The organism is Vibrio sp. 10N.261.52.A1, from assembly GCF_002876325.1.
GTDB lineage: Bacteria > Pseudomonadota > Gammaproteobacteria > Enterobacterales > Vibrionaceae > Vibrio > Vibrio chagasii.
This window is the reverse complement of record NZ_MCYD01000149.1, coordinates 1-350: the sequence shown is the minus strand read 5'-3', so window position 1 is coordinate 350 and position 350 is coordinate 1. Positions and strand designations below refer to the sequence as shown.

General features: G+C 48.0%; 1 pseudogene. It reads right to left on the bottom strand.

The annotated features are described in order from the left end of the window. Nucleotides 1–350, bottom strand: a pseudogene (locus BCT81_RS02065) (TolC family protein); the annotation flags it as partial.

The following is a 350-nucleotide window of genomic DNA, read 5'->3' as shown; positions in this document are numbered from 1 at the left end:
TCTCACGTAGACCTTCGTAGCTGTTAGTCAGATCGTTCTCTGCTAATACTTCATCAGCTAAAACGCCATCGTACTGAGCTTGCGCATCATGTACATCGGTAATAGCAGAAAGACCCACTTCGAAACGTTGCTTAGTTTGCTCAAGCTGACGAGCTACCGCTGCTTTTTCAGCACGAACAAATTCTAGGTTATCTTGAGCACGAAGTACGTCGAAGTAAGCTGTTGCTGTACGCAGAATCAAAGCTTGTTGCTCTGCCGCGTTGACGAGCCGATTTCTCTGCCGTGTCTAGAGTGATCCACGAAGAGCGTTGGTATAGCTCTTGGCTGAAACCGATGCCAACACCCCATTG